We start from the raw sequence: 25,150 nt of genomic DNA on the forward strand, positions 1-25,150 counted from the left end.
ATAACTTTATTCTCATATTTAAGATAATTTCTAATTTAAAATATATTTTTGTAATATACTTAAACTTTTAGTATCAAATATTTATAAACCAACTTAATAAAGTGAGTTTACAAAGTGTTTATGATCTTATTATTGATTTATAATAAATGCGCCAAATATCCTCGCCACTCCTCATTCCATATATTGGCACAATAAATCACATAATTTAATAGATGTATTTAAGATTTTCTTACAACTTTAATTGTAAAATCGGTTCTAAAGACTTCAAAGCAATATGCTTTATTCCAATTTCAAAATCATGACTTAATTCATTAGAAATAATTATTTGTGGAATCATAATTTTTTCAATTTCAGAATTACATTTGCTTTCAAAATCTGAAACAATTGTGTCAGTTATTTCTTCTCCATATATAATAATAATATCCGGATTATACATACAGCAAAAAGCAAATAATGTTTTAATAATTATTTCTTTCATTTGCGCTTTGTTAAAATCAAAGTTTTCCCAATCTACTTCAAACGGAAGATATTTAATTTCCCCTGCAAGCCCATTTCTACCTTTGTAAATACCTCCATTAATATAAATTCCAGCACCTGGCGGATATTTACTTGGAAAATATATGCCTATTACACATTGTTTTTCTGTTACTCCATGAGAATAACAATATCCTTCAACAGCTGCATTAATATCATTTTCAAATATAACTGGTAATTTAAATTTTTCTTTAATGTAAGTTGTGAATAACTGATCTTTAAGTTCTTTATAATCACTAATTAATAATCTTCCATCTACCTCTTCTCCAGGCATTCCAAAGCTAATCACTTTTATATTAGGATATTTTGTAAGCATTTTCTCAATTAAATTATCAAAAGTATCCTTTTTTATTTCAACCATTTTTTTCTCAATTTTATCTATAATTTCTCCATATAAGTCTGAGACAGCAACAAATATTGTATCTTCTCTTCTTTGTTCATACATATATATGACTAACGCCAAGCTAAATTCACTATTAAATCTATATGCTGTCGCTGGTCTTCCTCCATTAGATGGCAATATTATATCCTCTATTACTTCTCCATTTTCAACAAGTATATTAACTAAAGAATTAATTGTTACCACACTTAATTCTGTTAGTTCTGCTAATTGTGGTTTTGAAGCTATTTTTTTGATTTTAAATGCATTTCTCAATTTATTTAAATTAATTTCTTTTACTAAATTGGCATTAACATTGCTCATCAATTTTCCCCTTTTCTTTTTTAATCAACTTTATAAAGTGTCTTTACAAACAATATAAATCATATAACTTAGTCTGTCAATAAAGATAAAACCTCTTTTGAAAAATGATAAACTTGTTTCATTTATTTATTATAAAATGTAATTTTTTTCGTATTGCTCCACCCTTTTGCCTAATTTATATATGAATAATGTATAGTTTTATTATAAGCAACGGTTCTACCTTAAAACCTAGCTTAAACTAGATTCTCTCTTTTATCTTATATTGACAAAATATCCAGTATAGGGTTAAGATTTATAATATGTGAGGTAAGATAAATGGTAGCAACAGGTTTTATTTTTTTTATGGCGATTTTATTTTTTACCAGTTTTCTTTTAACAGTACCGTCAATAATCGGACTTATAGTATGCAGGCGATATAAGAAAAAGAAAGGTAAAAAAGCAAAATTAATAATTCGCATATTATTAATTATTATACTACTAGCTGGATTAGTAATGTTTGGGGTTCCGGTAGCTTTTGGGGGTATGATTATGTACGACAACTATCATGTAGCACAGTATAAGCTGACACTACCATCAGTTGCGGGCAGAAGAGATTTAGCAGGTGTAAAGCAGCTTTTAGATAGAGGAACTGACCCAGACCAGAACGATGGACTTAATTATACTGCATTAACATCTGCGTGTTCAGAAGAAGGTAACTATGATATTGCAAAACTTCTTATAGAACATAAGTGTACAGTGGATATAGAGATTAAAGAATATATAGATCAAAAAGATGTAGGATATACACCTCTCATGTATGCTGCAAATAAGGAAGAAAAGTATGACATTGTAAAATTACTTATAGATAACAATGCTGATGTAAATCATAAAGCATCATCAGATGGATGTACTCCGCTTATTATAGCGACCAAGTATCCTAATCATTCAAACGATAAAATTGTAGATATTCTAATTAAAAATGGGGCAGATGTTAATGCTGCCGATAACAAAGGCAAGACAGCTCTCGCATATGCGTGCAATCAACCTGCCGATGAGACAAGCTATGCTATTATAAAGAATTTATTAGAGAATGGTGCTTTAATTAACACTAAGACAACCACTTTACAAGATCTTCTTACATTAGCAAAACAATATAATGTATATGATGGGAATAGCGGGAATGAATACTATAATAAGATTGTGAGTATTTTAAACGAGTATAGCACTAAATAAAATATCTTGAGAAAAAAGCTACTACATAGTTAACTGTGTGTTAATTATGTAGTAGCTATATTTTTGCTAAGGAAGACCCAAAAAGTACTATGAGCTACTTGTTTCTTGACAGTGAGGGAAACCTATTAGAAGGATAACCACTTTTTTTGTGGTTATTCTTTTTTATTTAGCTCATGCTTTTGCTCTTCTGCTAAAAATGTAAGAACCGCTCACGTATTAATCTTTATATTAATCTCTTCATTCGAAGCCTTCCCTAAATTATCCCAACCCTTTCCAACACTGTTTTTCTAATCAAATACCCAAGTTAACTTCAAAAGCCGTATGACTTACACCCTTGATAATAATTTGCTATGAATTGATCATATGCTCCCCTGACATAATAATCTAAGCATGCATCTTGTGAATCAAATCCAAATTGATTTTTTAATGCTGTTTTCATATGCTTTAAATAAAGAGAGTATTACTTTACAAAGCAGTTTTTTAGCCTTTCCCTATTATATATCGTCTCTTCACTATATAAAAAAATTAATTCAATACTGACTTGACAAAAGTGTATAGCAACCATATACTATTGACATGGATAAATATATAAATAACAAACATCAAATTGCATATGATTCTCTGGAGTTAGGGTTTGCTTTGACTGACCTTGATAAAAAGACTCGCTACTTCGGAACGGATGTACCGATTTTTCACTCTGAAATACATGTAATAAAGGTCATTGCCGAGCATCCTGGCATTCATGTGGGTGGACTTGCCGATATTCTAGGAGTAACAAAAGGATCTGTTTCCGAAATTCTCAAAAAGCTAGAGAGAAAGGCTCTGGTTATAAAAGAAGTTGATGATCTTAATTTATCTAGATATTCATTAAGTCTGACTGAAAAAGGTAAAAAAGCTCATAACAACCATATGCTCTATCATTCTATTGTAAATAATATGGTTGAAGATGAACTACAAAATGCCTCCGAACATGAATTGGAGTTTTTGTCAAACTTTTTGTCGAACCTGATAAACAAGGTTAAATTTTTTAACGAAAATTTTGATGAGTAAAAATTTTAAGCAAGTGTATGGTTGCTATACACATTTTATTATTATTAAGTTAGGCGGTGTTAACATGAAAAGAAAAAGATCATCAAAGCCATATATGGCTTCTGATAATAATGAAGTAAGTGAGCAAATGTATAAACAAATACTTGAAGCTGATGAAAGGGCTTTATGGGTTATCTATAATTCTTTAGCCTCATGCGTTCCATTTAGTTTTTGCTCATATAGATTCCCAATATTTCCACCATTCAATTTTTTTAATAAATAATAAGTTGGAAAATAATAAAATTAATAAACTCTTAAAAAAGTAAGATGAATAATCAATTATACTCAAGTGTATGGTTGCCATACACACTTTTAGTATAATTAAGTTAGGAGGTATTAGCATCAAAAAGAAAAAATCATCAAGGCTATATATGAGTTCTGATAATAGTGAAGTAAGTGAGCAAAAGTATAAACGTAAAATACTTGAAACTGATGAACGAAGTTTATGGGCTGCTGAATTGAGCTTATGGGCTATCTATAATTCTTTAGCCGCATGTGTTTTCTTTGGTTTTTACCCATATGAATGTCCAATATTTCCACCAGTCAATTGTTTTAATAGCAAGTTTGAAAGTAATGAAATTAATAACCCCTTAAAAACGCAAGATGAATAACCAATTGTATCCAAGCGTATAGCAACCATACTCCTTTTGCCTATAATTTATGCATATAAGATTAATCATGTATTAAAACATGAGTTATTCTTCCTGGAAAAATCTATTCTCTCAAAGGAAGAATATTAAAAAGTTATAAATAAATTAAAGGTATTATTTTCACCATTTAAAACGATGCAATTAGATACTCTAAATATAATAATTAATGTAAAAAAGAACATATCACATTTTAAGGAGAGACTATATAAATGAAACAATTACATAACGAACATGAAAAGAACCTATATTCAAAAAGAAATACACCTATAATGCTGATAATAGGAATTGCATTTATTGCAGCAAATTTGCGTTCACCTTTAACAGCGGTTGGCCCGTTGGTCGATCAAATTCGTGGTAGCTTACATATTTCAAATACACTAGCAGGTATGATTACAACTCTTCCGCTATTCGCTTTTGCAGGATTCTCACCTTTCGCTCCACGATTGGCGCGAAAATTTGGAACTAAATTGGTGCTGCTTTGGTCACTTATTTTTCTGACTTTCGGAATTATATTGCGTTCATTGTTTGGTGGGTTGGGACTATTTCTAGGAACATTAATCCTTGGATTGTCCATTTCTGCCGGCAATGTGCTAATACCAAGTCTAATCAAACATGAATTTTCTAAACAGGTCGGCTTGATAACTGGCATCTATACTGCTTCTATGGGCCTTTTTGGGGCGATAGCATCCGGTATCAGTGTCCCTGTTGCTGCAAAATCGAGATTGGGATGGAGCGGAGCGTTAAGTATTTGGGCTGCACTTAGTTTCTTATCCATTATAATCTGGATACCTCAAATAATGCGTAGAAAGCAAGAAATGTCCATTATTAAAGGAACTATTAATAATGATATTAAAACAAAAGTAAAAGACGTCCATGAAGAAAAAAATGAAATAGACAGCATTAAAGGAGATGTCATTAATAAGGTTAATCTATGGAAATCTACTTTGGCATGGCAGGTAACGGTATATATGGGATTACAGTCTATGCTACTCTATTGCATGGTTGCATGGTTGCCGGCTATTTTAATCCAGCAAGGTATGAATTCAGACAAAGCAGGATGGATGCTCTCCCTTTATCAATTGGTATCGCTCCCTGTATCATTTTGGGGTTCTGTCCTTGCTCAACGTAAAGCCAATCAACGTCCATTAGTTATCATTGCCTCTCTATGTGTTTTGGTGGGACTTTTAGGCATATTCTTAAAATGGACAGGGCTTACATTCCTATGGATGATTATGTTGGGAATTGGCGGAACACTTACTTTTTGCCTGGCTATGATATTTTTTAGTTCTCGTACAAGAAATGCAGATGAAGCGGCAAGATTGTCCGGCATGGCACAGTCAATCGGCTACCTACTCGCTGCTTTTGGGCCGATGCTTTTTGGTTTTTTACATGATGCAGCTAACAACTGGGAATTACCACTTATTGTCTTAATCAGTGCTTCCGCATTATGCTTGTTTGCTGGGCTGGGTGCATCACGAGATCTGCATATTAAGTACAACTGTTGATAATAACGTTACACATAAATATTCTATTTTAAATTTAGATTAATGCAGTAAACTATTTTAAATTCAAAAACAAGACATAGAGTAATAAGATATTCTTATATCACTCTATGTCTTATCTATGTTAAAATATCTCTTACTAAAATCAGATAAAGCGAAGTTTATTATATTCTCACTTGAAATTTTATTAGATTCTCTGAAGCATAAGTAGCATTCAGATTTTCCTAAATCTCTTCATTACTAATCTATTAAAAATTTTTAAAGGCTATTACCCTTACTAAGCAATAGCCTCTAAATATTCTAAATATAAATATTTTTAATTATAGTAACATACCGCCAGATGCTTCAATACGTTGACCGGTAACCCATCCCATTTCATCTGTGCATAGACTAGCCACAACCCCTCCAATATCAGAAGCTTCTCCAATTCTTCCGAATGCAGCATAAGAACCAATTGTATCTTTCAAACCTGGATTTTTAATATAAGTATCTCCACTAAATTCAGTGTTAACAGCTCCAGGGGCTATAGTATTCGCTCTTATACCTCTAGCTCCTAATTCTTTAGCCAAATATCTAGTAAAGACTTCTACTGCACCTTTTGCAGCAGCATAAAGTCCAGAACCTGGGGATGTAAAACGGGTCAATCCTGTTGAAGTGTTTACAATTCCGCCTTTGTCAGCAATAAGAGGAATTAGTTTCTGTGTCAAAAAGAAAACTCCTTTAAAATGTACATTAACTATTTTATCAAACTCTTCTTCTGTAACTTCTAAAATAGGAGTATGGTTTGAAATTCCAGCATTATTAATTAAAAAATCAAAGTGCTCTCTATTCCATTTATCCTTTAAAACATCTGATAACTTAGATGCAAAGGAATCAAAGGAAGATATATTACTTACATCTAGCTGAATAGCAGCAGCTTTACCACCATTTGCTTCAATTTCTTTTACAACTTCATCTGCTTTTTCTCTTTGATTATTGTAAGTGATAATTACATCTATTCCCTTTTTAGATAATGATATTGCAGAATCTCTGCCAATTCCACGACTTCCACCTGTAACTAATGCAATTTTACTATTTGTATTCATAAAGATTTCTCCTTTAAATATTTATTAATCATTTCGAAATTAATATCTCATTATTTATACTGCTACTTATATTTCAAAGCTAGTATTAACTTAGTCATCATTTTAATGTTAATCCAAGAATATATAAGTTACTTAGAAATTAATTTCATATGATTTATACTCATGTTAATACCTAGAGATATATCTAGGTCAAGCTTTTTTTAAATAAATTTTTCTGGGATCAGTAAAAATAATATATATGATATCCACTAAATAAAAAAAAGCAGCTAGTTAAATCCTTATATTCATAGATAAAATCTATAGGACATAATAATTTTTATAGAAAAACTTAACTATTTATTTACCTTAAAACAATACAAGGATAATAATGGTAATTTATAATTAAATTACAACCTTTGATTCAAACATAAGATCTTTAGTATACCTTCAATTAAAATTAAACTTTATTCATTAAATTGAAAGGAGATGAGATATTGCAATATAAATATTAAATTATGTTTTTAGCTACGTCCCTAAGTTTATAATTTATTATCTAATTTCATACAAAATTTTTTTGAAAGTTAGAGGTGTAAAGATAATGAAAAGAAAATTTAAAATTTGCTCTATGATGACCTTAATGCTCACTCTATTAAATTGTTCATTAGCATATGGAAAAACTGTAACTCCTGCTGTCCCTAACTATGAGGTAAAAATATATATGAATCCTTCCGTAGTATTAGATTCTGATAATAAATTAAAGCAAGAGGTACTGGACACCTTCAATATGCCAAGTACTGTTACAAAGATGTCAGTAGAATATTTAGATTCTAGCAATTTAGATTTTAATGATATTGGTTGGGATGTAAGACTTCGAAAAATGGAAGGTGATGCTGACTTTGAATTAACCTATAAAAAGAGATATTCTATAGCAAATGGAAACATAGATTCAGCACTTCAAACCGCAGCCTTAGATGGTTTTGATAAGAGTGAAGATGATTATGATGCTCAAGTTGATTGGGGTTATAATAAACAAACCCTTAGCTTTTCCAATGACAAAGATGTTAGCATATCAGGTTACTCTGGCATGGATTTACCTTCTAGTAAAGATTCTATAAAAGCTGCCGTAAAAAAAATCCCTGGTAAATTAAATAATAGTATATCTAATAATTATGGAACCACTATTTTACAAAATTCTCATATATATGGTCCTGTAGACGCCAAAAGATCTATAGGTACTTGGAATGGAGAGAAATTTTATATTGAAGTTTGGAAGATTAAAGCAACTTCCGGAAGTGGTTACGACTATGTAGTAGAAGCTTCCTTTAAAACTGACGATAGAAGTTCTGCACAAGAAGGCCATGATCAATTGATAGAATTGTTTAATGAAAAAGGCTGGCTATTGCCAGAAGATCAATTAAAAACTCAAATGATATTAGATAGATATTAAAATACTTATAAATAATAATGGGTAAGATACTTAATTATTAAAGTTTCTTACTCATTAAAAATGAATATTTTACCTAAGCATATATATGACTCTTTTACATTTATAAGCTACGCTTCCCTATGGACATTTTATATTTTTTCATTTCAATTTATGGAGCTGTTGCACAATGAATAAAAACCACAATATATTGTATTGAATTTTTTAATTCTGATCCAACATATATATTATAGCTATTTTTAAATTTGACAACTCCATTTTTTATCCTCCCCCCGCATTTTAGGCGCATATTCTTTAGAATATATATTGTAATGTTATTTAGAGTATATATTCTTCTATGGCAATATTCTGAGGAATAAATATTGTACAGAACATTAGAATGCACCATTCATACATTCTGACTTAAATACCTATGCGAATATTAGCTATAGCCCATATCCTAAAAACTGTTTATAAGGTAAACTTACTTTTCCATCTGCAAATCTCTTTCTTTGGCCCCAAGTAACATTCTCACTTATGGATCTACTTTCTTCTTGTAATAGGTACTCTAAATAAATCCGCAAAATTGTACCAATTCCTAGTTGCTACTCTCTATATTTTTTAGCAATATTCCATACTTTTATATATAATAACTGTTACTTTATCTCTTTCACTCTACCAACAATACCATTATCAAGCATCACTTTTATACCATGATGATGCTCTGATGAATTGGTAAGTATCTTTGCCACTATTCCTTCTGTTAATTTTCCTGTACGTTGATCTTGCTTTTGAACAACTAGAACTGTTGCTCCTATTTTAATATCACTTCTCTTTGTTCCGTTCATTTCAATTTCCTCTCATCTATGCTTAATATTTATCTTATTTTACACTAAACTAATTATTATTTAAATCTTTCACATAATAATTTTTACCTTAGAACAGTTAATCTATTCTACGCACTTATTTCTAAACCTAATTAGTCTCCTACCTCTCTATATCCTTAGAACGATTATTGGGTGGAGGCGAAGCATGACCTTTGAAATCCACCGATAGAATTTCTCTTTATTTATTACAAAAAATAATTGTCTCTTATTTTATATACTTATCATCATAATCAACTGTTAGAAACTGTCAATTTCAAGGGTGTCAATCCGTTTCTTACTTCTATTAATATTGGTGGTTTACTAAAATAATAATGTTTTTTATAGGATTCTTCAAAGCTTAGAAAATATAATATAAAGGTCTGTTCGTAGGTATATCCTAATAAATCTTCGAATATAATCTTAATATTATACTCTTGATTCTCATTTTCTTCTATAATTTCTTTTTTTAGATTTGCGTATATTTGAATTTCGCAAGATTTTTCATTCTTTTCAAGACTTCTATTTTTATATAACATGTTCTTTAACTCATTACTATTCCATGTTTTTTGCACGTTTCTTATATTAACTGCTGAATCTCTTCCAACATTTTTAAATGTGATTACAAAAGGCATCCAAGCGCTTGTTTTATAGTTTGTGCTATTATTATCTAGTGCAAACGCTTCAGTTTCCTTAATATTACCCTGTCTTTCAACTATGATTTGCAAATATGGCAATACATTTCTTCTCTGGTCTTCTTCATCCCTTATTATATTATTTTCCCTATCTATTCTTGCTTCTATTTGATTATGGTTAATAGTATACTTAATACCTAATAAAGTGACAAAACCTGCAATAATTGATCCAAGAATATTTCCACTATAGCTGCCTAAGAAACTTAAAAACTCACTACTGCTCAAATTTGAATTAATGGCGTTTCTAAAAATAATCCGTTCTAACACTAAGGGTACGGAGGTTAAAATTAATACAAATATGATTCCACAGATAATGATAATCTTCTTATTTTTTAACATCATTTCACCTCTAAGTTATTTTAATTTACTACTTTAAGATTTCTGCTAGTAAACAATTAACTGTAAGAATCGTCATGCTTACTTTAATCATCAAATCCATCTAATTTTCGAATATTAAGTAAGATTTTTCTTAAAGATTGCATGGTAATAAGTATTTCTCCTTCCGATAAGCCTTCTGTTATTTGTCTCATCATTTTTTCAACATCTGCATTCATTTCTGGTAGAACTTCTTTTGCTTTTGCTGTCAGATATAGCTTATTAGATCTACCGCCTTTTTCATCTTGTTCACTGTAAACATAACCAAGCTTTATTAATTTAGCTATTGTTCTTGCAGTCATTGCCCTATCATTATCGAGTTCTTTACTTAAACCTATTTGACTGATTCCTTCGTTCTTTTCAAGATTAAATAGATATGGGCGGGAACCACTGCTTATTTCATATTTCTTTAGCACTTTATCTAAATAAATCTGCTTATACCTAAAAATTTTACTAATAAGCATCATGAAATTCATGTTTTCTACATTCATTGTCATCCATCCTTCACCATAAATTGACTTGTCAACTTAATTATATTCAGATTAAATTGACTTGTCAACCTAATAAATTGAAAAATATCACATATTATAAGTATTTTAAAATATCTTACAGCACAGTAAATCATCTTAAGCATGTCAATATCCATTGATAAATGGTCTTTATAACTTCATTATTAGATAATTCCATACGGCATTATCTATCCATCACCAAGTTGACTTGTCAACATAATTACATATATTTATTGCTGACTTATCAGCAATACTTAGAACTTAGTCTGTATATCCATTTTCTCGATTATCTTCTTTATAACTTTCTTATTTGTAATTTTTATGTTTATAGTAAACACTTTAACTAATCTTGAAGGTGTAAAAAATGCAATTCCCTTTGTAACAGCTTTATAGAAATATTATCAACTGACCTTTTATTCTTACTTGATGATTTAAGCACATCTGATATTTTGAATTCTGTTCGTTAATTACTTTTTTACCTACAACAGATATTAATGAAATTAATATTAAAGGAGTAGATATCCTTAAAGGATTATCTTAAATTTAGCTTATATGGTATTTTAATTAAAAGAAATTAAATAATCCACGACATATGTCGTGGATTTTATGGTGGAGGCGAAGCGTACCTAACCCCTGCCCTATTCTCCAATTTTAATAACTTTCGCATTCACTTACCATTTTTTCGTTCTTACATTATGACATCATTTTGATTTAGCAATTTTAATAAATCTTTATTCAGTTGTACAGTTTCGTTGTTTGCACCATTAGCATAATCCGGCAGCATCATATCCTTTACCATTTTAGTCCGTAGCCACATCATAAAGAAAAAATCCAGAATGAAATTTGGACATTTAAGCATAATTTTAAATGAAGATGGATTAATAGCAACTCCAGCTTTTTGTATTGCACTTAAATATGCTTTTAAAGTGATTGTTATTCTGTGTGCCGTTTTTCTGGTTGTAGCGGTTTCCTCATCAATTATCTTATTATCAAAATATAAACTACCCAACAGTGCAATATCCGATACTGAATGTGTTATTAGAAATGATTTCATATCCTTATTAATTGTATAGGGAAGTTTTGCTGTTATAAATAATTCTGCGAGGTTTTTTACACGTTCTGTTTCTAAACCATTAATTTCTCCAAACATAGTAGCAAATAGAACCTTTGGTGGAATTCGAGCATACAATATTCCATCTTTAATCTGTCCGCCAGCGCCGGGAAAACCTGGTAAAAGTCTATCTCCAACTATATCTAACCATGAAGAAAATCCAATTGAATTATTAGTCATTGTAACAATATTTTTACTTTGATTGTCTTTTAGTGCTAACAACGCTGATTCGGCTTGATCGTAACGAACTGTAACGAAAATAAAATCATATACATCATCATTTTCAAGGGTATCAATTACATTTACTTTTATAGATTTAACCACACCTTTATCATTATATTTTAGGCCATTTTCTTTCAATGTTTTAAATCTATTAGAACGTGCAAACATAGTAACATCCATACCTGCTTCAATGAATTTCATTGCGTATATGCTCCCTATGACACCTGCACCAAAAATTAAAATTCTATTTTGTTTTACTGACATAAAAATCACTCCTATTTATTTATATCTTGACTATGCAACAACGCGTTGTATAATAGAATTGTAAATGGTTATTACAGCTTTATCAACCATCAGATTTTTATTATTTGTTGGTTGATATATTTGTTTGCAAAAGGAGGATAAAATGAAAAAGCAACCTGAAGTTACAGAAAAAACAAGGCAAGCGTTTATAGATGTTTTTTGTGAGTTATATAGTCAAAAGCCCATTGAAAAAATCTCGGTTCAAGATATTGCCAATAAAGCGGGATATAACCGTAGTACATTTTATCAACACTTCGCTGATATTTACGAATTATTAGACTCTGTTGAAAGTGATTTATTGAGCTACATGAAAGAGGAATTGACAAATATGAAAGAATCTACGGCTTCTATCCAAAATGCACTTAATTGTATAGAAAATAGCAAGCATATCTCAGTTCTTAAGGCTCTCTTGGGTGACTATGGAAGTGTTCATTTTTTGGAGCGCTTGAAAAAAGAAATTCCCTTTGATGGATTGGACTTGAACTTTCAAGAATATGATTTCTTAAAGCCATACTTGATTGAGTTTTACATATCAACATCCCTTTCCTTATTTCGCCTTTGGATCAAGCAAGAAAAGGATTTATCCTCAGAAGAATTTTTCAAGTTAGTAGATACCCTATATAAAAATGGGATAACGCCTTATTCTAAAAAATAATGGGCATATTCCTGCAAGCTACCAAAACGCACAAATTTTACTGCTCATATGTTTCCACTAACTACTGAACTAAAAAATCAGCAACACTTCCTACCAGTGGATATGTCTACATAAAAAAAGCGGCAAGGTCAGTTTTTTAACCGACCTTGCCGCTTTACTATATTCTTAGAAATATAGTAAGCCTTTCAATTAGTACTCCTTTGTTCATAAATCAGTTCATGAATATGCTATACTCTTCTATTTTTCATACATTTAATAATTAATTGCTCAGCATTTGATATTATATTAGAGTTACGCATTACTTGTACAAAAAAATACCGCAAATTCATCTGAATAATACGGTATTTCAATAAAGACTAAATTATGTTAATGCTCCCTTTTTAACAATAGTCCCATACTTATCTTCACTGTGTTTATAGCTCCAAGCAAACGCCCTTTTGTTCTTTCGTTATTGTACAATTTATCGGTTATCATAATGAAAGGGAGTATCAATAAAAATCTTTCGATACTGCTTCTGTCGCTTTATTAATAAAAGCAGCAATTTTACTTGGACTTTCCTTCATACCACTATTTACCCACTTTTCTATTACGGCTATAGTGCCATATGCGGTAAATGTGTACCAATTATCAAATAGTTTTTGATCAATATATTTTTCTTCCTTCTTCCATTTCTCAATATTTAATTCGTGGCTGATATAAATAATACGTTTCAATAATTCTTTATCCCCGTTCTCTGAAAATAATACTCCACATATATTGCTATTTGCTTTTATATACTTACAAATTTCATATGATAGTTTTTCATAAGTTTCAAGGTTCAAAGTACGTTCCGCAACCTGTCTGATTTCTTCATATAACTCACCTTCAATATTTGAAAGAAGTTCAAACTGATTCGCATAATGTGAATAAAAAGTATTGCGATTGATATCTGCTTTTTTGCATATATCTGTCACTGTAACTTTGCTGATAGGACGCTCTTTCATAAGTTCCAGTAAACTGTTTTTTATAACACTCTTTGTATATCTAACCCGGCGGTCTGCTTTTTCGTATGCCATAATACCGTTGCCAAAACCTTATAAAACTATATAAAGCTTGTTTAATTCCCTGTTCAATGTGTCCTATTTGTAATTCTAAAAGAATATACTACTTTCATTGAAGTAATCTAATCTGCTTTTCAAGTTTTATACTGTTGCTAGTTTTGACAACCTTCCTCCCTTCTTTATTTAACTCATATTTTCTTGATAGTTTACGCTGCAACCTACGTAATCCTTTTTCTAATTTCTTAACTAATCGTGTTTTATTTATATTTTTAAAAGTCATTCCATTATAGCATATAGCTAGTTCTTTAATTCCGACATCTATGCCTATTGATTCAGTGGTTAATTCCATTACTAGTGGTTCTTTTTCTACGCCTACAGATGCATACCAATACTTACCATCAAAACTCACTCTTGGATTGGTATAGAATCCCTATAATTCTTAATCTTCTTCATTTTAAGTATTAACTATAATCTCAGTAATAATTCCACATTTACTACATGGATTTTCTATAATTTAAAATCCCAAAAATATTTTCTTGCCTTAAACTAAAAAAATGATTGAGTTGTTATTATTTACCCTCCCTAAATAATTCAGTGAACGAACAACACTTATCTGATTTGTAAGATATCGAACATAATGTTAGCGAACTGCCTGTTGATTAAGTAGCACTGTGTACTTATAATATATTTAACATACAACATATTTGAACGTTCAAATAAATTATAATTTTAAATGGAGGTAACACAATGGGAAATATAACTATAGTACCTGTATGGATTATTCAAGATATTTTAGTTCTAATCATCGCCACATTAATGGTCTTCTATATAATTAAAAACGAAGAACGTCCAAAGATTGTATTAATGCAATTCATATGTTTTGTCTTTTTCTACGCCTCAGCCTTTGAAAATGTTGCGGCAACTATGGGAGTTATGGGGAAAGAAGGTTTTTACTCATATGGGCACAGTATCCTAATGATATTCAATATACCAATAACTGTTCCAATTATCGAGTTTCTTATAGTTTACTCAACGTTGCGTGTTTTAAAGATGGTCAATATACCTTTTTGGAGTAAACCATTTATTGTTGGACTCATGGCTATGATTTTTGACTTTTCCATGGATCCGGTGGCCATTAAACAGATTTTTCATACTGCGGAAGGAATTATTGGAAGGTGGAGCTTTATTCCACTTCCTGGTGAACCTTTAATATATGGTGAACCTGTCATGAATTTTACAGGATGGATTTATATAGGCGGGTACTGGACTGTATTCATATTAATGGGTGAATGGTGGCATAAAAAGAAAAACTATAGTAATATAATTGGCTACATATATCCGTTTTTGGCTGCAATTCTTTCTCTAGCCTGTTTGGTTTCACCTTTATCCAACTTTTTTAATTATATGGGACCATTTTTCTCCAGAGCTTCTAATATGCAATGGGTAATGTTGATCTCTCTTTCTGTAATTTCAGCGGGAATTTTAGTGTTAGCTTTCGTCAAGTTCTGGGATCGTAAGGTCATTAGTTCTATGGATTACAAAAACGATTTTCCTATCATGTTTACATTCCTGGGTTTTCCTCTAGTTAATACCATATTTTGCATTATAGGTGGATACATGCAGATACTATGGCTTGTTGTCCTGGCACAGGTGTTATTATTGCTATGCTGGATTGGAATTCATATTTTGAGTAAAAAAGTTATTCTCAAGAAATGAAGTGCCCCAACAAGTTAGATAAATATTCGCACAATAGAGTTTTATATTGTCTTATTCTATTGAGCCATTAATTAGCAACCAATGAAAATCTCGGATGTCATCTATAAACAGGGCAAAAAAATCGGGCTGAAAAACGCATTTTTCAGTCCCGATTTTTTCTCATTTTTCACAATAAATAGTTATTCTTAAAATATTTGCACCAAATAAGTAATAAACTCTTATAATTTAATTCAGTAACAGAATTACACATTTTATGTAATTCGTTTATATGTGATGCTATAACTTTCCTATTTTCTAACCCAAGAAATAATATATTTTTTATTATCTTGAGAAGAAAGTTGCAGTTTCTCCCAATGTCCCTCTAACCCTAATTCTGCTGAAGTTAACTCAAAATGACACATAGCTATACCAATATCTATTTTGTGCATATCATTATAACTATCACTTTTTGAGTCTTTACTTTGTTCTAAATAGAAATCGTATGAATTAGAACTTTTAATTATTCTCCAAGGTTGCTTGTTTGCTGCTGAAGGTGCAAGCCTTACCATTTGAAGTGGAATAAAATACTCTAAGCTTTCCAGCTCCTTTAAAGGTGTATTGAAATCTACATCAAAAAATAGTTTAGACCAGGCTTTTCTATTTTTAGAACCTGCCATAAACCTAACGAAAGTATCCATACCTCTTCTTGCTTCACTAGAATAACCTACAGGTATAATTATTGGAAGGATTTCATTATCTTTAAGCTCCATAACCTCTGCAAATTGACCTTTATTAAAGGTACCACCTAGCCAACATGTACCCAAATTTAAATCAGTTGCATACAATACTGCTCTTTCTAATGAATATCCTAAATCAACTAATGCATTATCTGATTTTGGAACTGATGAGACTATGAAGGTAGAAGTTCCTTTTATAACACCATAGGTTCCAAGCTTTAAATCTGAATCTTTAGAGTTTATCAGCTTTACTCGTATATTTGTGCCAAAAGGTGCTTTAACCTGATTTATAACATCTATTATGCTATCGCCTATTGTTTTGTCCAAAGGCACTCCATTATATGACCTCATGGATGTTCTTGCTTTAATAACTTCTGTAATTGGCTTCTTGAAAATCGGATTATCTAAATTCATATTTCAACACTTCCACCCTTTTTATTTTATATTAAGTCCGCATTTGAATTGCTAGGTTGCGTGCTAAGAATGTAACTTTAACTTATATATTAATCCTTTAGTTACGAATTTAACTGCACCAGCCTGACAATATGTTTGATTAAGATATGATTGTGATTTGTGATACTCTTGACAGGCCTTACAATTCCCGTGATTTTTACAGCTTTTATTTATACATTTACAGTTCGGATTTATAGTTGACATATTTACCTCCTAGTAATAAATATTTATTTCAAACAATTATTCTAGCAACCTATATTGCAAAAACAACTCGTGTTGCTTATAATGATTATAAAATTAGCTTATATATTTTTCAACCAACAAAATTGATAAAGTGTTGCTTGCATAACACTAAATCTTAAGTGTGAGTTTAACTAAAATTCTTTTAAATGAGGTAATAATATGTTAGTAAATATAAATAATCCTAGAGTAAAAAGAACCCGTGATCTTATTATCAATGCTTTTATTTCACTAGTTACTAAAAAAGGCTTTGACTCCATTACAGTCAAGGATATTACTACCGCAGCCACCATAAACCGTGCAACCTTCTATGCACATTTTACAGATAAATATGCACTACTTGACACCGTCATAGTAGAGAAATTCTCTGAGATCTTTTCCAATAAGCTACAGAGCAAGATGCGTCTAAATGAGAATACTATACGAATCCTCATTCTTTGCGTTTGTGAGTACTTCGAAATGGTAAAAAGCATCTGCAAATGCGGTTTTGCCTCTATTTTACCTTTAATAGGAGACAAAATAACTTGTGAGCTATATTCTACAATTTATGCGTTGCTAATAAAAGAACATGAATTAGCTGAAAATGAACAAATACGAGCCCAATTAGTTGCAACAATGATGAGCACTTCTATTTATAATGTAATTTACAAATGGGAAGTTCAGAATAGACCAATCCCTCAAGAACTTCTAATTTCTGAGATTATTGGGTTTGTTTTTACAGGTATGAATACTTTAAAAGGATGAAAAGAACACTATATCAAATAGCGTTCTTTTCATCCTTTATTGTGCCAATTTCATTAAGCTTTTATTAATAATATTCACTGTATTTTAATTATACTAAACCTCAAGTTCTTAAATGCTTATTCTAAAAATAGTCTGCGTCATTTGTGGTAGTATTCACCGTATCAGTAGCAAATGTAATTTATAATTTTATAATTAAAACTTCTAATAAGTCAACAATCAATGAATTCCAGCTATTTTATGTATAGTGTCCCCATATCTACAGGGCTGATCTTCCGATTTGATTAAGGATACTGATCCTAGGCATATCCCGCAACATCTCAGTTGCCTCTTTAAGACCTGATTTCGCAGCACTCATGTGAGCTTGAAAGGCTTCTACATTTTCCCATTCTTGAATTGAGTATAATGTCCCTTTATCACTACTGTCTTCAAAAATTTCATAACTCAAAAGTCCAGGCTTTTCCGTTGTTGCTATCGTTGTCGTGAACACCTTTCGTGCAACCTCTTCTTGACCATCTTTTGCATGAATTTCAATTAATATTGTTACGCTGTTATAGTTTTTGCTATTTTCCGATATGTTCATACTGCTTCCTCCTCTTTTTCTGGTTTTTCTAATTTGGCTGAACTATTATCTTGCTGGGTTCACATAAAAATCAAGATATTCCTCATACCACATGTCACTAATTAAATCCAATTTATTTCTTTTGAGTATATATATTATTAATCATTATTTATATTTACTTATTAAATTTGATCATGAGATTTTTCAGAGTTTGTGTTGTTTGTTTTATGAGTCCTACATCCTCGTTAGTAAGGTTATTTAATATACTGATAGATGACTTAATTAGTTCTGCTGCTGACTCATCTAAAAAATTTTTTCCTTCATCAGTAAGTCGGATCAAGAATACTCTTCTGTCGCTGCTGCTACTTATCCGTTCAACATAGTTCATCTTAGTAAGCTTATCAATTAACACTGTTATGTTTGGTTTTGTAACATGGAGAATTTCACTCAAATCACTCATTGGAAGTTCTTTTCCGTCCACCAGTGCATGTAAAATTCCAAAATGTGTTCTGCCCAGTCCTGTCTTATTTAATTGCTCATCAATAAATTTAAATGCTTTACTGTTAAATTCATTAAGAACATTTGAAAATTCCCTAATCATTAACAACATTTCATCATTTTGCAACTTATCACTCCCTTAGATTTTTAAATACATTCATAATAAAACTTTATATTTGCTCTTCATCATATATAGTTAAATATTTAATAGTTAAACATTTAACTATTTTTATAATAATACACTATTTGCTAAATGTCAAGATACGAATTAATACAATAAAAAGCAGACTGGACGCACTGATATATAATGCCTCTAGCCTACTTTCGCATTTACTTTTGGTACGGCTCACCCTTCATCATCCTAAAATTTTTTCATTATTATAGGTTTTATATATATATTCGCTTAAACTGCTCATTATAGACATAACAAACACTTAAAGTATTATTTCCTACCTTCTTGAAAACAAATTAAAAATAGAATATGTCTCTATCAGTTAATTATTAAATGGTAATTACTCCCACCAATGCTTTATTTCTGAGATGCTAACATCCCATACTTTAGCGTTTCCACTAACTATAATTTTAACGTCTTTTATTTCTGAATCAAAAAACGTCTTTAATTTAAACATATGGTTATCTTTGTCTTCATCAGTGAACTGAACAAACTCTTCCCCATTAATCATAATCGTAACGGAACCTTTATATTCTTCTCCGTCGGGAATACCATAATTAGCATAGAGCCATAGATTTTTCTTTCCTAAATTAAATAAATATTCCTTACTTATTCCCTCATTGCTGCTAAGTAAATTAAATTCGGGCTGTACTTTTTCCCCTTGCACTATAAAAGTTGAAAAATTTTTAGTTATTGGTATGCTTGTATTTGCTTCGTTTAATGCTTGAATAGGTCCTATTCTTTTATTCACATTTACACCATAATCAATTGTTTCAGAAACAACCATAACTCCAACGATTAGCATAAGCATAGATGCTACTGATGCAACGAGTTTTTTAAAGTTAAGCTTAGAAGAAAATCCTACTCTATGTCCCACAAATCCTATCATCGCGCCTAATGTATTGGATATTACGTCCATAATATCAAACGTACCCATGAAAGTTAAAGATTGCAACACTTCTAAAAATAAAATCGCTGATATAAATAATGCTATAAACTTTCTAAAACGTACACGATACAACAATGGAATTACTATTCCAAAAGGAATAAATGCAGCGATGTTTCCAAAATCGTATAACCATGACATGGTTAGTTCTGGACACCTTAAGGGAATTCCTTCTGGGACAAGAATAAACGTATACTGATTATATACGCTTCTACCTTCTATTCTATTAAACCCCAAGAACATGAAATACAATATTAAAATTGTATATACAATGGTTCCTATAAGAATATATATACGTAATTTATCCTTAATAACCTCGGAACTATCCGCTAACACTTCATTGCCCTTTGGAATTTCTTCTTGCCCATTTTTCATAATTTAAATCTCCTTTTAAAGAATATCACAGATTTTATATCTGTTTATATTATCAAATACTTTGAGTACAATAGCATTTCAATTGCTTATATACTCATATCATTATTTGATAATTTCTAAATGATGAGTAGATTAAATAGTTCAACTCTCCAAATTCCATTCTCTAGCTTTAATAATTTAATGGCCCTACTCTCTACTTACTCCATTATACTATCATCAGACTGCACCTTCAATAAATCTGTCATTTTCCAGCAAGTTGATTTGCCATCACTTCATGAGTTTTCACGCTAGGATGCCAATCCTCACCAAGTCCATTGGATGAATTCTGTCGAGGAAATTCAATAAAATGAACCTTATTATCTCTTGAATATTCTTTTAAGTTAACCTTTACATCATCAAATGCAGGTGTTATAGGTAACAACGCCATGGAAATAGCTAGTAAAAACAGCCCTTAAGGAGCTGACCGTGAAGTTTATGCGGTTGGCGGACGATTCAATATGTCTTTAGACATAGCTAGTAAAAGCCCTTATATGGCTAGAGCATGCAACGTGTTTTACGCGTGGTTATGACTTCAAACCATCAATCCTAACCCGCCTCATCATCCACCACAATACTAATTTGCTTAATAATGCTATTATCAACTTTAAAATTTATATATGGGGCAGTAGAACCATAATTACCTTCATCATTAAACAAATACTCCCCTGTTGTAGTAATGCCATTGGTAACCAATTTATTATTTTTATCTGCTATTTGCATTTTTTTATATACTTCTGTTAACTTTTCTAATTTATCTCCAACTGATATATTTCTCTTTGTTCTAAATTTAGGAGAATATACTGTTACTGACTTAGTTTTATCTCGACTTTCGTCTGAATCAACAATTAATGTACATATAGTTATTCCATCAAACTCTCTTTCTCTCCATAGACAATTTCCTGACCAGTCCACTTTTAATTTTTTATCTGACCTAATAGCTCCTAACTTATTTATAAATCCACTATAATTAGCAGTATTCAATGATATATACTCATTATCAAAAATTAAGGAATATTCATCAATATTATTTAAACTGAAATTATCCTTATTTGTACGTTCATTACCAGTTTGAGTAGGCGTATCGGTAGTAATTACTACATTTTCTTTTGAAGTAGCTGTAGAATTAGATTCTTGAGTAATTATATTAGAGTTGCATCCAGTAATAAGTATAAAAATTAAACTAACAACACTAACAACAAAAATTTTTTTCATTATTACCTCCATATTAATTACAAAATTTTCTCTATTGTATCATATATTCAAATAAGTACCCACTAATTCTCATATCCTTATTTCAATATTAAAAAGTAGCAATTTCCTTATAACTGTATCCAAGTGTAATGAGATAAAAAAATGATACCAATATACAATAATTTGATATAATTTATTAAAAGATAATATAAATGACACTTTGGGACGAAGGTATTTTCTTTGCTTAGGCCTTAAAGAATAAAGATTTATACAGGAGGATCTTATGTTTAATCAAATAAGTTATTTTCAAGAGGAGCTTGCTGATCTCGTTTCTCGACATACCCACATGGAAGGCTATAAACATACACAAATTCCGTGCCTTGGTTTTTCACGTTATTCCACTACTCATTATTCTACATTAGCTGGCCCTCCACGTGGACTCTATAATCCTTCCCTCTGTATCGTAGTTCAGGGTTCAAAGGATATTATACTTGGGGGTGAACGCTTAAGGGGCGGTCCATCTAATTATATTGTATCATCTATAGATTTACCGATTATCTTCGAATCAATGGAATCCTCCCCCGAAGTCCCCAACTTGTATTGCAAAATTGAATTTACTCCAAGCCTTATTTTAGAACTGTTAAGTGCTGAAGAGTTTAAGGTAACTGGCAAGAGAACATCAAAACGTGGTGTGAATGTTGCTGAATTAGATGTATCCATGCTAGATGCTGTGGTAAGACTCGTTCGACTTCTGGATAAACCTGCCGATATCCCTTTCCTTGCCCCGCTTTTTACAAAAGAAATATTATATAAAACATTGCAAGGGGATTATGGCGATTCATTAAGACGAATTGTAACTGATGGGAGTCCAACTATTCATATTAGAAACACAATACAACATATGATGAATAATTTTCAGAATCCTTTTCGCATTGAAGATCTAGCAGATGTGGCAAAGATGAGCATTCCATCATTCCATAGACATTTTAAAGAAGTAACTGCAATGAGTCCAATTCAATTTCAAAAACAATTGAGGCTTCAGGAAGCTCGGCGTCTAATATTATCAGGGTCAATGAATGTGGCAGATGCATCATTTCATGTTGGCTATGAAAGCCATACTCAATTCAGTCGTGAATACTCTCGAATGTTTGGTTTTCCACCCAGAGAAGATGTTAATCGGCTTAAATGGATTAATGATACAAGTGTGGATATTTAAGAAATTCAATAATAAATAATTTAACCTATTAAAGAGCGTGAAGGACATTTTAGCTTACCGCTCTTTTTGTTATAACTATTTTATCATCAAAGCTACATTGTATAGTTTGATAGGATTAGGCAACTTTTTGATTGGATTGTGTTACCGATGACTTCAGAGCTACATGTATAATATAAATAGATTCAACGAACAAATATAACATATTCTTAGGAGGTATTTATATGCAATACATTAAACTAGGCAACTCTGGTCTTGAAGTTTCTCAGATATGCATCGGCTGCATGGGTTTTGGGGACCCTGCTAAGGGCCATCCTACTTGGGCACTTGGTGAGGAAGGCAGCCGCCCTGTAATTAAACATGCAATAGAGGAAGGTATTAACTTTTTTGATACTGCCAATCTATATTCTCAAGGAACAAGTGAAGAGATAATTGGCAAGGCGCTGAAAGAATTTGCTAAACGTGAGAATATAGTCATCTCTACAAAGCTTGGTGCCCCAATGAGGTCTGGGCCTAACTCGTTTGGACTCTCACGAAAGGCGATTATGACGGAGATTGATCATAGTTTAAAACGCCTTGGAACTGATTACATCGATCTTTATCAGATTCATAGAGCTGATCCATTTACCCCATGGGAAGAGACTTTGGAAGCACTCCATGATCTTGTAAAGATGGGAAAAGTGCGCTATTTGGGAGCCTCTACAATGAGAGCTTGGCAGTTTGCTAAGGCTCTTCACATCCAGAAGGTTAATGGTTGGACACGCTTTATATCAATGCAACATAATTATAATTTGGTTGCTCGTGAGGAAGAGAATGAAATGATTCCACTCTGTGCTGATGAAGGTATTCAGACCATGATCTACAGCCCGCTTTCCCGTGGTATGCTAGCTCGTCCATGGGGCGAAAAGACAACTCGCTCCGAGGCTGAAGCAGGAGCTCTAAATTACTTTGAGGCAACTGCAGTAGCCGATGAGAAAATTGTTGAAGCTATCGGTAAAGTTGCAGAAGAACGTGGGGTCAGTCGTGCAGAAATCTCGCTTGCTTGGTTATACCGAAATCCAGTTGTTGCAGCGCCTATCGTTGGAGCACTTAAAACTAGCCACATAGACGATGCAATTAAAGCCCTCTCAATCGAGTTAACCAATGAAGAAGTACATCGATTGGAAGCATACTACACCCCACGTGTTGACGTGAACGTTAAAAATTCCGACCCGAAAGCCATAGCAAAAATGGCGGCAACAGTTGGAGTCAAAATTCCGGTACCAACTGGTTCTAAATAATTTGAAAAAGCTGAAAAAGAAGGACAAGTCTCTGATGAAGAGAGGCTTCTCCTTCTTTTTTATCTATGAAATATCTCTTTAACTTTTATTTAAGATTAGTTAGTTTAAAAATATGATACAAAATATAACACTATTATTTTACTTAAAGTTAGTGATATTAATGATTTAAGTTAAAGTCTACATCATTTATGATACGGTTCACCATAACTACTGCAAATGAGGTTTTTCCATTTTATTTTTCAACTTGAGAAACGTATTGTAGCATTTATCAAAGATATCCATAAAATTATCTCCTGAATTTTATATTGACAACCTATATTTTTAAGTCTACAATGAATTTGAATTCAGATTCAATTTTGCTTCGGGAGTGAATTTTTATGGATAATATTATTTTTAAAAAAACAGAAGAGAAAAAAGAATTAAAGAGAAAAGTAATCTTAAAAGCAGCTGCGGATGTTTTTTCCAAAAAGGGCTATATAGATGCTTCTATAAAAGATATTACTAATGAAGCTTCTATATCTGTAGGCTCTTTTTATTCTTACTTTAGCAATAAAGAAGAGATATTAATACAGATCTTTGAGGAAATTTCAAATATGAGTATGGAAGCTGCTTCTGAAAGTTCAAAGATTTCAAAAGACAATATAATCGAACAATTTACAAGTTCAATGACAAGTGCAATCTGTATATACGCCAAAAATAAAGAGTTCGCCAAAATATTATTTGTAAAATCTATGGGAATTAATGAATTATTTGAAAAGAAACGTTCAGAAATACTAGACAGAACAACTTTTTATTTAAAAATGATGTTAGAACATTTAAGTAAAAACCATTTGTGCGTTATAGATAATATAGAAATAACATCAGTTCTTCTTACACATAGTATCTTTGGTGTAATAACTAATTGGCTTGATGAGAGACTTAAATGCAGTATAGAAGATATAATCTTCTCTTTGTGCACTTATCATCTCAAGGCTTTAAATATAAATTACACAGCTGAGAATGTAAATAAATATATAAAGAAAGCTATTAATTCAGATTACAAAGAACTTCTTAAATAA

At 31.2% G+C, this 25,150-nt stretch carries 28 protein-coding genes and 1 pseudogene; 12 read left to right on the top strand and 17 right to left on the bottom strand.

Annotated elements, in window-relative coordinates; genetic code table 11:
• Positions 1-229: 229 nt before the first annotated feature.
• A complete protein-coding gene (locus D2A34_RS13635) occupies positions 230-1,237 on the bottom strand; it encodes an ROK family protein (protein ID WP_119366986.1) in 1,008 nt (335 codons plus the stop codon).
• 315 nt (positions 1,238-1,552) lie between these two features.
• On the opposite strand from D2A34_RS13635, the gene D2A34_RS13640 reads away from it, so the two are divergent.
• Entirely contained in the window at positions 1,553-2,449 is an 897-nt protein-coding gene (locus D2A34_RS13640; RefSeq protein WP_119366987.1) for an ankyrin repeat domain-containing protein, read from the top strand.
• 310 nt (positions 2,450-2,759) lie between these two features.
• Here the strand turns inward: D2A34_RS13640 and D2A34_RS27445 are convergent, their stop codons facing one another.
• Positions 2,760-2,888 carry a hypothetical protein gene (locus tag D2A34_RS27445; protein ID WP_279221625.1) on the bottom strand — a complete coding sequence of 43 codons (129 nt, stop codon included), beginning with the start codon at positions 2,886-2,888 and terminating at the stop codon, positions 2,760-2,762.
• 137 nt (positions 2,889-3,025) lie between these two features.
• Here D2A34_RS27445 and D2A34_RS13645 point away from each other — a divergent pair, with 137 nt between their 5' ends.
• The 4 genes from D2A34_RS13645 (at position 3,026) to D2A34_RS13660 (ending at position 5,693) form a co-directional block, all read left to right on the top strand.
• On the top strand, positions 3,026-3,499 hold the full coding sequence (locus tag D2A34_RS13645; RefSeq protein WP_119366988.1) for a MarR family winged helix-turn-helix transcriptional regulator: 474 nt from the start codon (positions 3,026-3,028) through the stop codon (positions 3,497-3,499).
• 64 nt (positions 3,500-3,563) lie between these two features.
• A complete protein-coding gene (locus tag D2A34_RS13650) occupies positions 3,564-3,761 on the top strand; it encodes a hypothetical protein (RefSeq protein WP_242966183.1) in 198 nt (65 codons plus the stop codon).
• Between the two features lie 70 nt (positions 3,762-3,831).
• Positions 3,832-4,149 (top strand): hypothetical protein, encoded by a 318-nt coding sequence (locus tag D2A34_RS13655; RefSeq protein ID WP_119366989.1) that lies wholly within the window; start codon positions 3,832-3,834, stop codon positions 4,147-4,149.
• 248 nt (positions 4,150-4,397) lie between these two features.
• Positions 4,398-5,693: a CynX/NimT family MFS transporter gene (locus D2A34_RS13660; protein ID WP_119366990.1), complete on the top strand. Its 1,296-nt coding sequence runs from the start codon at positions 4,398-4,400 to the stop codon at positions 5,691-5,693.
• 317 nt (positions 5,694-6,010) lie between these two features.
• Here D2A34_RS13660 and D2A34_RS13665 read toward each other — a convergent pair whose 3' ends face one another.
• A complete protein-coding gene (locus tag D2A34_RS13665; RefSeq protein ID WP_119366991.1) occupies positions 6,011-6,775 on the bottom strand; it encodes an SDR family NAD(P)-dependent oxidoreductase in 765 nt (254 codons plus the stop codon).
• A 577-nt stretch (positions 6,776-7,352) separates the two neighbouring features.
• Here D2A34_RS13665 and D2A34_RS13670 point away from each other — a divergent pair.
• Positions 7,353-8,201 carry a hypothetical protein gene (locus tag D2A34_RS13670; protein WP_119366992.1) on the top strand — a complete coding sequence of 283 codons (849 nt, stop codon included), beginning with the start codon at positions 7,353-7,355 and terminating at the stop codon, positions 8,199-8,201.
• 422 nt (positions 8,202-8,623) lie between these two features.
• Here D2A34_RS13670 and D2A34_RS26750 read toward each other — a convergent pair whose 3' ends face one another.
• The 5 genes from D2A34_RS26750 to D2A34_RS13690 all read right to left on the bottom strand — a co-directional run bounded on the left by D2A34_RS26750 (position 8,624) and on the right by D2A34_RS13690 (position 12,216).
• Positions 8,624-8,761, bottom strand: coding sequence for a hypothetical protein (locus D2A34_RS26750; RefSeq protein ID WP_182629405.1), 138 nt, complete (start codon positions 8,759-8,761; stop codon positions 8,624-8,626).
• 72 nt (positions 8,762-8,833) lie between these two features.
• Positions 8,834-9,025, bottom strand: a complete 192-nt coding sequence (locus tag D2A34_RS13675) for a YwbE family protein (protein ID WP_119366993.1) — start codon at positions 9,023-9,025, stop codon at positions 8,834-8,836.
• Positions 9,026-9,294: 269 nt separating this feature from the next.
• Positions 9,295-10,074: a hypothetical protein gene (locus tag D2A34_RS13680; RefSeq protein ID WP_119366994.1), complete on the bottom strand. Its 780-nt coding sequence runs from the start codon at positions 10,072-10,074 to the stop codon at positions 9,295-9,297.
• 83 nt (positions 10,075-10,157) lie between these two features.
• Positions 10,158-10,601, bottom strand: a complete 444-nt coding sequence (locus D2A34_RS13685; RefSeq protein WP_119366995.1) for a MarR family winged helix-turn-helix transcriptional regulator — start codon at positions 10,599-10,601, stop codon at positions 10,158-10,160.
• Between the two features lie 706 nt (positions 10,602-11,307).
• On the bottom strand, positions 11,308-12,216 hold the full coding sequence (locus tag D2A34_RS13690) for a ketopantoate reductase family protein (protein ID WP_119366996.1): 909 nt from the start codon (positions 12,214-12,216) through the stop codon (positions 11,308-11,310).
• Positions 12,217-12,358: 142 nt separating this feature from the next.
• Between D2A34_RS13690 and D2A34_RS13695 the strand changes: the two genes are divergently transcribed.
• Positions 12,359-12,910 carry a TetR/AcrR family transcriptional regulator gene (locus tag D2A34_RS13695; protein ID WP_119366997.1) on the top strand — a complete coding sequence of 184 codons (552 nt, stop codon included), beginning with the start codon at positions 12,359-12,361 and terminating at the stop codon, positions 12,908-12,910.
• A gap of 488 nt (positions 12,911-13,398) precedes the next feature.
• Here the strand turns inward: D2A34_RS13695 and D2A34_RS13700 are convergent, their stop codons facing one another.
• Complete coding sequence (locus tag D2A34_RS13700; protein WP_051144922.1) at positions 13,399-13,965, bottom strand: TetR/AcrR family transcriptional regulator; 567 nt, start codon at positions 13,963-13,965, stop codon at positions 13,399-13,401.
• 100 nt (positions 13,966-14,065) lie between these two features.
• A pseudogene (locus D2A34_RS13705) lies at positions 14,066-14,374 on the bottom strand (transposase); the annotation flags it as partial.
• Between the two features lie 323 nt (positions 14,375-14,697).
• Here D2A34_RS13705 and D2A34_RS13710 point away from each other — a divergent pair.
• On the top strand, positions 14,698-15,666 hold the full coding sequence (locus D2A34_RS13710) for a carotenoid biosynthesis protein (protein ID WP_119366998.1): 969 nt from the start codon (positions 14,698-14,700) through the stop codon (positions 15,664-15,666).
• Between the two features lie 287 nt (positions 15,667-15,953).
• Here the strand turns inward: D2A34_RS13710 and D2A34_RS13720 are convergent, their stop codons facing one another.
• Positions 15,954-16,796: a nitroreductase family protein gene (locus D2A34_RS13720; protein WP_119366999.1), complete on the bottom strand. Its 843-nt coding sequence runs from the start codon at positions 16,794-16,796 to the stop codon at positions 15,954-15,956.
• Positions 16,797-16,859: 63 nt separating this feature from the next.
• Positions 16,860-17,039, bottom strand: a complete 180-nt coding sequence (locus D2A34_RS13725; protein ID WP_119367000.1) for a hypothetical protein — start codon at positions 17,037-17,039, stop codon at positions 16,860-16,862.
• Positions 17,040-17,237: 198 nt separating this feature from the next.
• On the opposite strand from D2A34_RS13725, the gene D2A34_RS13730 reads away from it, so the two are divergent.
• A complete protein-coding gene (locus tag D2A34_RS13730) occupies positions 17,238-17,819 on the top strand; it encodes a TetR/AcrR family transcriptional regulator (protein WP_119367001.1) in 582 nt (193 codons plus the stop codon).
• A 256-nt stretch (positions 17,820-18,075) separates the two neighbouring features.
• Here D2A34_RS13730 and D2A34_RS13735 read toward each other — a convergent pair whose 3' ends face one another.
• The 5 genes from D2A34_RS13735 to D2A34_RS13755 all read right to left on the bottom strand — a co-directional run bounded on the left by D2A34_RS13735 (position 18,076) and on the right by D2A34_RS13755 (position 21,620).
• A complete protein-coding gene (locus D2A34_RS13735; RefSeq protein ID WP_119367002.1) occupies positions 18,076-18,399 on the bottom strand; it encodes a putative quinol monooxygenase in 324 nt (107 codons plus the stop codon).
• Between the two features lie 154 nt (positions 18,400-18,553).
• Positions 18,554-18,979: a MarR family winged helix-turn-helix transcriptional regulator gene (locus D2A34_RS13740; RefSeq protein ID WP_182629380.1), complete on the bottom strand. Its 426-nt coding sequence runs from the start codon at positions 18,977-18,979 to the stop codon at positions 18,554-18,556.
• A gap of 409 nt (positions 18,980-19,388) precedes the next feature.
• Positions 19,389-20,369 (bottom strand): VanZ family protein, encoded by a 981-nt coding sequence (locus tag D2A34_RS13745; protein WP_119367003.1) that lies wholly within the window; start codon positions 20,367-20,369, stop codon positions 19,389-19,391.
• A 241-nt stretch (positions 20,370-20,610) separates the two neighbouring features.
• Positions 20,611-20,796, bottom strand: coding sequence for an SGNH/GDSL hydrolase family protein (locus tag D2A34_RS13750; RefSeq protein ID WP_243128340.1), 186 nt, complete (start codon positions 20,794-20,796; stop codon positions 20,611-20,613).
• Positions 20,797-20,954: 158 nt separating this feature from the next.
• Positions 20,955-21,620, bottom strand: a complete 666-nt coding sequence (locus D2A34_RS13755; RefSeq protein ID WP_119367004.1) for a hypothetical protein — start codon at positions 21,618-21,620, stop codon at positions 20,955-20,957.
• A 262-nt stretch (positions 21,621-21,882) separates the two neighbouring features.
• Between D2A34_RS13755 and D2A34_RS13760 the strand changes: the two genes are divergently transcribed.
• The 3 genes from D2A34_RS13760 (at position 21,883) to D2A34_RS13770 (ending at position 25,150) form a co-directional block, all read left to right on the top strand.
• A complete protein-coding gene (locus D2A34_RS13760) occupies positions 21,883-22,815 on the top strand; it encodes an AraC family transcriptional regulator (RefSeq protein ID WP_119367005.1) in 933 nt (310 codons plus the stop codon).
• Between the two features lie 221 nt (positions 22,816-23,036).
• Positions 23,037-24,092, top strand: coding sequence for an aldo/keto reductase (locus tag D2A34_RS13765; protein ID WP_119367006.1), 1,056 nt, complete (start codon positions 23,037-23,039; stop codon positions 24,090-24,092).
• A 377-nt stretch (positions 24,093-24,469) separates the two neighbouring features.
• Positions 24,470-25,150, top strand: coding sequence for a TetR/AcrR family transcriptional regulator (locus tag D2A34_RS13770; protein WP_119367007.1), 681 nt, complete (start codon positions 24,470-24,472; stop codon positions 25,148-25,150).

Origin of the sequence: Clostridium chromiireducens (genome assembly GCF_003575225.1) — a bacterium.
GTDB lineage: Bacteria > Bacillota > Clostridia > Clostridiales > Clostridiaceae > Clostridium > Clostridium chromiireducens.